Here is an 8,312-nt window from a genome sequence, read left to right as displayed (position 1 = left end):
GCAACATCTCAAAAACCGCTGAGAGGTAAGATGAAAGCCACGACAGCATCTCTGGCCTCTCAGCCTATCGCCTGTGGCTGTTAGGTAGTGTCTAGCTAGTGACCAACTTCCAGGCTGAGACTGTTCTGGGGAGCCGCCCGCGCTCTGATCAGAGCCGGCAGATAGGAAACGGTTTCATCCCCCAAACAGCGGGACAGCAAATATTGCCAGAAAGAAACCCCCAGCTTGCGGCAAGTCTTTTTCAGTCCCGTAAAGGTATCGCGGGCTCGACGACCATCGTCATCGCGGGTTCCGCCGCTAATTTTGCGCCGAGTAACATACTCTCGAATGTCAGACTCAGCAGCATTGGTATGTAGCGGCACTTGCGGCGCGTCTAGCACTCGCAGTAACTCCTGTTTGTAGGTACAGAACTGTTGGAGAGCCAGATTCAGACCCTAGTGTTCGGGGTAGCGCCGCCCGAAAATCTCATCAAAGCGTCGGTCTAAACGCTCCCTTTCCCCTGGAGTAGGCTGCTGTTGATCAGCCTTCAGTTCTTGATAATAGTCCCACAAGTCTGAGGTGACTTCGGCGATGTCTTGGCGATGTTGTGCCGTGGCTCCGGGTAGGCGACGGATGCCTCGTTCCATGTGGACCCAACAAAGAGCATGAACCAAGATGGCAAACTGTCTGGCTCCATCACTCAGAACAACGAGTTCTGGGGAAACTCCCCCTTCGATGGCACTGCCCAACAGAGCCGCCTCAGTCACCAGTTTCACCGCCGTGGTGCTGGTGATGCCTAAGCTCTCTAGGTATTGGCTCCACTCTTCGTCCCCATGACTGATGACCTGAGAGGAAAATTTGAGTTTAGCCAAGTGGGAGGCAGCTAGTTGATGCTCCTCAAGATAGCTACGGGAGTATTCATTGAGCACAAAGTCCTCCTGGGTACCTCTCAACATCCGCAAATAGTTTTCTCGACTCTTGCTGTTGCTACTGCTGAAGTAGGCGAACAGGTCGTTGCCGATGACGGTGCAAAACCCATTTTTTCCTTGATGTCTGGCTCCCGTATCCTCGGTGTGGATATACTCGGCTGTCTCCAACCCCACCTGAAAGACTTGCTCCTGTTCTCGGTGAAAGGACTCTTTATTCTCGATTAGGATGCGGTTGACTTGACCTGCTGAAATATCGATTCCTAGTTCCCTGAGCTCCTCGAGGATGAGGGTCTGGGGCACTCGACACTGGTGGTGCTGATAGAGGGTGAAGGAAATTAAGGTCGGTCCATAGTGACCCTGATATTCGGGAGGTAACTTTCCCACGATAGTTTTTCCCTCTGGGGTGACATATTCGGCCAGCAGGAAGCGAATGTTGTGCCGTTGGATGATTAAATCTTGTACGTCGTATTCTCGGTAGCCATTGAAGGTCGCTCCTTCTGGTAGCTCCTCCGGTTCGATGAGCCGCTCTTCATCTGGGACAAAGCTGGTCTTTTTACTCCTTTTCTCGGAACCGGCTCGTTTCTCCCCCTCTTTTGGGGTCTTTTTTTCTTGGTTGAGCGTACTGGGCTTGATTTTAGGCCGGCTCTTCAGTTTCTTGGCTGCTTTAAGTTCCTCGTCGAGGCCCTTGACTTGCTTTTCGAGTCGCGCTACCTTCCTCTCTAGGTCAGCTATAGTTTTTTCCTGGTTCTCAATCACCTGTTTTTGCTCGGCCACCAGGTTCAGCAACCAGTTGACCAAGGGAGTGCGTTCGGTTTCAGGGCTCTCGATGGGAAGAAGCATATCCTTAGTTAAAGCAGATTTTCTTCCTCAGTGCAACCTAAGTCGATGCTTTCTCACGAGTGCGGGTTCATTTTCTAGGTTGACTTCGGCTTCCTTACCAGCATTTATTGAGATGTTGCAATTAATGTTAACTTCACGGGGAGGCTTTCTAGATTATAGCCGTTTTCCAAGAGATTTAGGCAAATCCACTGTCTTTGCCGCCTATGCCGCCCACGGTTTGGTTCCAGTTCTAACAGACTATAACCCTTCTGAAGCCGATGGAGTAGAAAATAATAAACATTATTTAGTAGCTGATGAAAATCTGTCTAGTCTCGATTTGACTCAACTTCAGCAAATTGCTGACAACGCTCACAGATGGTATCAAGACCATAATTTGATCAAAGTCGCCAAGTTTTACGGTTCGTATTTTAATCCTGATGTTAAACCTGATTTCGGGAATTAAAAAGTTCAGGTAATTCAATCTGACTTTTTTCGTAATCTTGGGGGATGCCTATGTCAATAAAATATTCGTCAGAAATAAAGCCATACATAGGAATTTTCTCGGTATAAACTTTGAGAAAGTCGTCCTCAAAAGAAAATTTTGATGGTAGATCAAAGCTGGATAATATGTTTTTACATACACAATATATGCCGCCATTAATATAGCCTTTATGTTGATATTTTTTGGATTCAAACCCGATAATTTTTTGGTCATCGTCCAGGAGAACATTGTTATAACGATCGAAGTCAGTTAGTGGCTTCAGAGCAACAGTTATCAGGGATTTCTTTTGATTATGTAAATTAATTAAGGCGGATAAATTGACATTAAACAAGGTATCTCCGTTGACAATTAATGCTTGTTCGGTTTCAATTCTATTTAGTGCCAACCGGATCGCTCCTCCAGTTCCTAATGGTGTATCTTCTATCAGATAAGTTAGCTCGTATTCCTTGTATTGATCGCCAAAATAATCGATAATTTTCTGATGTTCATAGCCCACAGAAACTAAAAATTTGTTGGTAATTTTTTGAGATATTAAGTAATCTAATAGATATTCTAAAAAAGGTCTGTCGGCAACGGGAGCCATGGGTTTTGGTAAAGTGTTGATCACCGATCGCAACCTGGTTCCTAACCCACCCGCCAGAATAATTACATCCATAGATACACCTCAAAAATTTGAATTATTGCCAATCTTTTAAAAACTATTTTTAGGATTATAGGGATAATCCTTCCCCGTCGATCCTTGGTTTGCTATAATGTCCATGCTTGGGTTCCGTATTTGGTAAAATGAAAATTAATCACTTGGCCTCCTTCTGATTTCAAAGCTTTTATTACTTCGATTTTCTTGGTAGGATCGACCATAAAGATAATAAAACCACCGCCACCGGCCCCCGATATTTTGCCTGAATAGGCCCCGGTTTCCCTCGCTACCCGATAAATGTGATCGATCTGCGGATTACTAATTAATTTAGATAATTGCTTTTTCGCTTCCCAAGAAGTTCTCAGAATTTCTGCTATCCCCATAAAATCCGATTTAAGCAGTGCTTCTTTAAAGAGAATTGCCTCTTTTTTGAGTTGATGGGTAGCGGCGATCGCCTGCTCATTTTTTTCTTGGACATTCTGAATTTGATCCTCAATTACTTGAGATGAGTAGCGAGAAATGCCTGTATAGTAGAGGATCAGAGACACTTCTAGTTCATTGATCACCCAATTTTTAATCCGCAAAGGATTAACTATGACTCGATCTTGTTCATAAAATTCCATAAAATTAAAACCGCCAAAAGTGGCAGCGTACTGATCCTGTTTGCCCCCTAACCAGCCTAGATCAATTCGTTCGATCTCGTAGGCTAAATGGGCGATATCATACTCGCCTAGGGGTAATTTTAACAGTTCCACAAAGGCTTTAACTATGGCCACGGCTAGGGTAGAAGAAGAACCCAATCCCGAACCAGCCGGCGCATCGGAAAAGGTGGTGATTTGCAGCGGCAAAGGTTGCCCTTGATTAAAGTCTTTAATCAAACGATTATAGACCGCTTTATGCAGATCGAGAACACCGTTATAGGGGAGAGGAAACTGAAGGGTTTCTATTTGTTGTTCTCCTCGATCGGCGGCAACAAAAATGACTTGTTTGTCAGTAATTTCCGTGACTGTACAGTAGGCATAGAGATCGATAGTAGCGTTGAGAACGTAACCCCCATAAAGACTACAGTAAGGCTCCACATCGGTGCCGCCACCACCTAAACCTAATCTTAAAGGAGCTTTGGTTCTGATGATCATGGGTATGCTGTTTAGGTTGATTTTTTGCTAGGGGATTTTAGTTGGGAAAGATCGCTTCTTCGATCGCTAAACAAATAGTATGAAGAACAAAACCATGACCTTCTTGAATGCGCGGGGTACTGGTGCTAGGAATCATCAAACAATAATCGGTTTTTTCCTCTAGAGCTAATCCCTTCGCCCCAGTTAAACCGATGCTAGTGAGACCTTTTACTTGACAAACTTTGAGAGCTTGATGGATATTGGCGGAATTTCCCGAAGTGGAAATACCGATAAACACATCACCAGGGTTTCCTTCCGCTTCTATCTGGCGGCTAAAAATATATTCGTAACCATAATCGTTAGCGATTGCTGTTAAACTGGCGATATCGCTATTGAGGACGCGAACTGGCAAAGACTGTCTTTCTTTCAGAAATCGGCCGTGCAGCTCACCGCCAAAATGGATAGCATCGGCTGCACTGCCCCCATTACCGGCGACTAATACTTTGTGGTTGTTGCGATAAGCATGGATACATACTTGGCAAATCTCTTGGATTTTCTCTAGATATTTTGTCTCGGTTAGTAGTTTTTTCTTCAGGTTATAAGCTTCTTCCAATTCAGTCTTGATTAAAATTGACAGAGAGGGATCGCTCTGGAAACTATCCAATTTTTTGTTTGATTTTTCCACCATTCGCATAGGTTTGATTTTCCAATTTTTATTAGTTGAATAAATTTAACTCTCAATAGTATCAAAAGACCAGAATCGCTGTCCATTAATTGGGTACAAAACCCCTAGCATGGTAGAATTGATCACGGGACAAGAAAAACAGGCCGATGATAGTTCTAGAGAAACCTAGAGCGATCGAGTCAAAAGAGTGATCTTTTGCCGGTTATTCTCGGAATATACGACAAACGCAGCCAACTCTAGCACAATTTGTTTTGTTTGTAAATAAATTTTTGATGTATTCTGGCCGAGACGGGGGATTTCTGAGCGGGGGATTCAACCCTTGCGAGTCTTGGCCTTTTGTTTGGCTGGACAAAAATGTTAACAATTCATGACAATATTGCTGATATAATCAAAAGCCGAAAGGCTTGAAGGCGTATAATATGCCGTGATTGCTATACTCTGACACCTAGATAGGGTCTGCTGAAAAAGTTTTTCCTGGGGGCAGGGTGTGGGGTGTGGGGTGTGGGGTGTGGGGTTTTCCCAGTTTTGAGGTGGCCAATTACCTAATTTTCAGGGAAAAAGTGCCTAAATTTCCCCCCGCTCACTCCCAGAGCCAGTACTTTTTGATTGACAAAAGGTCTAAAAGTCTTACCCAACAAGGTTTTTAGATTTATTCAGCCAGCCCTAGATAGTAAGGAGAAGCAATTTAGTCGAGAAAACTAGCACAAATCGCTACAATCCCTCGAATTTTGTCTTTCCATCGGTTCAAGCTCTCGTCTCTGACAGAAGAACTGAGAATTCTAGTCCCCGACTCGAAAAAGTCCCACATCATGAATCCTTTCCCCGCAATTTCTGTCAATGACGGCGACCAAAAATACCCGTATCCGCCACCTCCTGGCAATTCTGACCACGAAAGCGAAGATAGATCAAAAAAGAACAAAGCCTTATTTCTCGATCGAGATGGGGTAGTTATTGACTATATCCCCTACCTGAGTAAACCAGAACAGGTGAGCATTCCCGCCGGGGCAGCGGCTGCCTTAAAACAGTGGCAGGATGCCGGCTATCTGCTGATCATCATTACCAATCAATCGGGGATCGCTAGGGGCTATTTCACTTGGGATGATCTAGCGGCGATTCACGGGCGCATGATCGAGGAATACCGACAATTGGGCGTGCATTTTCACGATCTTGCCATCTGCCCGCACCATCCCGACGAAGGTTGTCCCTGCCGCAAACCCTCCCCCTATCTGCTGCTGGCCGCCGCCCACCAATACGGAATCGACTTAGCCGGCTCGTTGTTTATCGGCGATGCTCCCAGCGATCTAGAATGCGCCCTAGAAGCTGGTTGTCAGCCCGTATTGCTCTTAACAGGGCGAGGAAAAGTCACCCTTGGGGAGATCGAGAAATACCCAGTTCAGATTCCTGTATATAGCCAACTAAAGGAAACGGTAGAATTATTGTCAAAAACCGCTGCCGAACCATAATTATGAGAATATTAGTCCTTTTTTGCCATAACTTTCCCTATCCACCTAGTCGCGGGGCAACCGAGGGGAGAACTTTTAACCTGATCAAATGTCTTCATCAAAACCACGATGTCACCCTGTTCGCCCGTCGGGTGGAGAATGTCACGGAAACTCAGATCGAAGAACTCAAAACCTTTACCGATCATCTTGTCTTATTTCCGCCCCGGCAAATTCCCGCTCAAGGCAAGGGACTGACAAAACTAATCGGTCAAACAGGGCGCTTTCTGGGGGGAACTGTTTGAGAGTTTTACCGCCATAAAAATTGATTTTTTGGAGCCTAATCATGAAAGTTTTAATAGTGGGAAATTACGTCAACGATCGGCAGATCAGTATCAATCGTTTTGTCGGTTTAGTGGAGAAAGGACTCAGACAAAAAGGACACGAAATTCGGCGAGTGCAAGCACAGCCTATTTTCGGTCAACTGAAATCCTCTCCCCAGGGAATCGGCAAGTGGTTAGGGTATATTGATAAGTTAATTATTTTCCCAGTGCAGTTACGTCAGCAGCTTGATTGGGCCGATATCGTCTGCATTTGTGATCAGGCGTTATCCTATTTAACTCCCTATCTAAAAGATCGCAAATATTTTGTGATCTGTCACGATCTGCTGGCCATTCGTTCCGCCCTAGGAGAAATTCCTGAAAATCCCACCAGTTGGACGGGAAAACAGTATCAGGCGATGATTTTGCGAGGATTCAAACAGGCTAAATATGTTGTCTGTTCTTCCGAAGCTACTCGTGCCGATGTTCTCCGTTTAACCAAAATTACCCCCGAACAAACGGAAGTGATCGAGGATTGCTTGAGTGAGGGATACGGTCCGATGACAAGAGCCGCAGCGGTAAATCTAGTGGCCAAATTTAACATTAATAGTGATTGTCCCTGGCTAATTCATGTCGGGGGCGACCAATGGTATAAAAATCGATTGGGATTGCTGAAAATATTCAAAAAGTTAATTACTTTCCCCGGTCTGGAAAATTGCCGATTGATCCTGATGGGAAAACCTTTGCTGCCGAATATGCGAGAATTTGTTAATCAGAATAACTTGTCCGCACAAGTAATCGAATTAGGAACCGTCTCCGATGAGGATCTCCGCGCCTTTTATTGCCTAGCAACTGCTTTAATTTTTCCCTCCTTTCAGGAAGGATTCGGTGTTCCCGTTATTGAAGCTCAATCCTGTGGTTGTCCCGTCTTTACCTCCAATCGTCTCCCCATGACTGTTATCGCTGATGATGCAGCCGTTTACTTCGATCCCAGCGAACACGAGGCCGCCGCTACTATTATTGCAGAAAATCTTCTCGCTCCCGATCGCCTGGAAGATTTGAGGCAAAAAGGTTTTATCAATGCCACTCGCTTTACTTACGAGAGAATGATCCAATCCTACGACCGATTATTGCCAAAATTGTAGTCTAGAGCTTTTTGGTGACTCATTATCCTGCCAACGCGATTTTAAGCGGGGAGGATATGGTTCTGGGGTTCACTTTGGCCCTAGAAATCTTGCTGTAAGAGTGATCGTCCTTTTTTAAATCCTACAGTAATCATTTTTCCATAGCTCCTTTGCTTCCTTGTAGCCTTGTTTGATTGGCACTGTGAATTTATCTGTCACCAGTAAGACTTTTGATAATCTTTTTAGCCAATCGCTCATTAATTTCTCGATGTCTGGGAATTGGTTCTGTTTTTCCAGTATCTGGATTATGGTAAATATCATGTTTCCCTCCACGTCTAATCAAGTAGCAGCCAGCTTGCTCCAATTGTGCAATTAAATCATGTCTTTTCATGCGAATTCAAACTCTGCAACTCTCTTGATTCCGGGGATTTCTTCCGTAGTAAATGTTCTGTAGAGATCGATCAGGTTTTCGATTAATTCTTCTAAGTCAACACCTTGGGTCCAATGATCGGGAAATTCATTCAAATAGCCCAAGAACATCCCATCTGATTCTTTCCAATATGTATAGGGAATCCTCATGGTGAAATCCTCATTCTGCGTTGCTAACGATATTAAGTTGACCCCTATTATAACGGAATTGCTCTCAAGCCACGATCAGCTTTATTATCAGGGTTGGCAGCGAGATTGCCGCCTGACACTTCGTTAATGCAGCCGACAAAATTTGCGATCGCCTATTCAGACAGATTTAGGTGTTGGCTGTTGG

The 8,312-nt window shown here is 44.6% G+C and carries 10 protein-coding genes and 1 pseudogene; 4 read left to right on the top strand and 7 right to left on the bottom strand.

Features of this window, described 5'->3' with window-relative positions:
• Positions 1 to 95: 95 nt before the first annotated feature.
• A complete protein-coding gene (locus tag PX482_RS27710) occupies positions 96 to 425 on the bottom strand; it encodes an IS66 family transposase (protein ID WP_288023747.1) in 330 nt (109 codons plus the stop codon).
• A 9-nt stretch (positions 426 to 434) separates the two neighbouring features.
• Complete coding sequence (locus tag PX482_RS11955; protein WP_288122473.1) at positions 435 to 1,748, bottom strand: transposase; 1,314 nt, start codon at positions 1,746 to 1,748, stop codon at positions 435 to 437.
• A 124-nt stretch (positions 1,749 to 1,872) separates the two neighbouring features.
• On the opposite strand from PX482_RS11955, the gene PX482_RS11950 reads away from it, so the two are divergent.
• Complete coding sequence (locus PX482_RS11950) at positions 1,873 to 2,190, top strand: hypothetical protein (protein WP_002758301.1); 318 nt, start codon at positions 1,873 to 1,875, stop codon at positions 2,188 to 2,190.
• On the opposite strand, the gene PX482_RS11945 is transcribed toward PX482_RS11950, so the two are convergent.
• The 3 genes from PX482_RS11945 to PX482_RS11935 all read right to left on the bottom strand — a co-directional run bounded on the left by PX482_RS11945 (position 2,168) and on the right by PX482_RS11935 (position 4,675).
• A complete protein-coding gene (locus tag PX482_RS11945) occupies positions 2,168 to 2,884 on the bottom strand; it encodes a nucleotidyltransferase family protein (RefSeq protein ID WP_002758302.1) in 717 nt (238 codons plus the stop codon). The genes PX482_RS11950 and PX482_RS11945 overlap by 23 nt on opposite strands.
• 92 nt (positions 2,885 to 2,976) lie before the next feature.
• Positions 2,977 to 4,002: a GHMP family kinase ATP-binding protein gene (locus PX482_RS11940; protein WP_002758307.1), complete on the bottom strand. Its 1,026-nt coding sequence runs from the start codon at positions 4,000 to 4,002 to the stop codon at positions 2,977 to 2,979.
• Positions 4,003 to 4,039: 37 nt separating this feature from the next.
• On the bottom strand, positions 4,040 to 4,675 hold the full coding sequence (locus PX482_RS11935; RefSeq protein ID WP_002758308.1) for a D-sedoheptulose-7-phosphate isomerase: 636 nt from the start codon (positions 4,673 to 4,675) through the stop codon (positions 4,040 to 4,042).
• Between the two features lie 800 nt (positions 4,676 to 5,475).
• On the opposite strand from PX482_RS11935, the gene PX482_RS11930 reads away from it, so the two are divergent.
• From PX482_RS11930 to PX482_RS11920, 3 genes and pseudogenes are all read left to right on the top strand, one after another.
• The gene (locus PX482_RS11930; protein WP_288094103.1) at positions 5,476 to 6,129 is read left to right on the top strand and encodes a D-glycero-alpha-D-manno-heptose-1,7-bisphosphate 7-phosphatase; all 654 of its coding nucleotides are present in this window, start codon (positions 5,476 to 5,478) and stop codon (positions 6,127 to 6,129) included.
• A 2-nt stretch (positions 6,130 to 6,131) separates the two neighbouring features.
• A pseudogene (locus PX482_RS11925) lies at positions 6,132 to 6,407 on the top strand (glycosyl transferase family 1); the annotation flags it as partial.
• Positions 6,408 to 6,451: 44 nt separating this feature from the next.
• The gene (locus PX482_RS11920) at positions 6,452 to 7,570 is read left to right on the top strand and encodes a glycosyltransferase family 4 protein (RefSeq protein WP_002758313.1); all 1,119 of its coding nucleotides are present in this window, start codon (positions 6,452 to 6,454) and stop codon (positions 7,568 to 7,570) included.
• A 187-nt stretch (positions 7,571 to 7,757) separates the two neighbouring features.
• Here the strand turns inward: PX482_RS11920 and PX482_RS11915 are convergent, their stop codons facing one another.
• The gene (locus tag PX482_RS11915) at positions 7,758 to 7,940 is read right to left on the bottom strand and encodes a type II toxin-antitoxin system HicA family toxin (RefSeq protein WP_012267861.1); all 183 of its coding nucleotides are present in this window, start codon (positions 7,938 to 7,940) and stop codon (positions 7,758 to 7,760) included.
• On the bottom strand, positions 7,937 to 8,128 hold the full coding sequence (locus PX482_RS11910; protein WP_002800870.1) for a type II toxin-antitoxin system HicB family antitoxin: 192 nt from the start codon (positions 8,126 to 8,128) through the stop codon (positions 7,937 to 7,939). Before PX482_RS11910 ends, PX482_RS11915 begins: the two co-directional genes overlap by 4 nt.
• Positions 8,129 to 8,312 lie beyond the last annotated feature (184 nt).

Source organism: Microcystis sp. M53602_WE12 (assembly GCF_030065455.1).
Lineage (GTDB): Bacteria > Cyanobacteriota > Cyanobacteriia > Cyanobacteriales > Microcystaceae > Microcystis > Microcystis aeruginosa.
The sequence above is the reverse complement of the archived record's forward strand: the minus strand, read 5'-3'. Positions and strand labels throughout refer to the sequence as shown.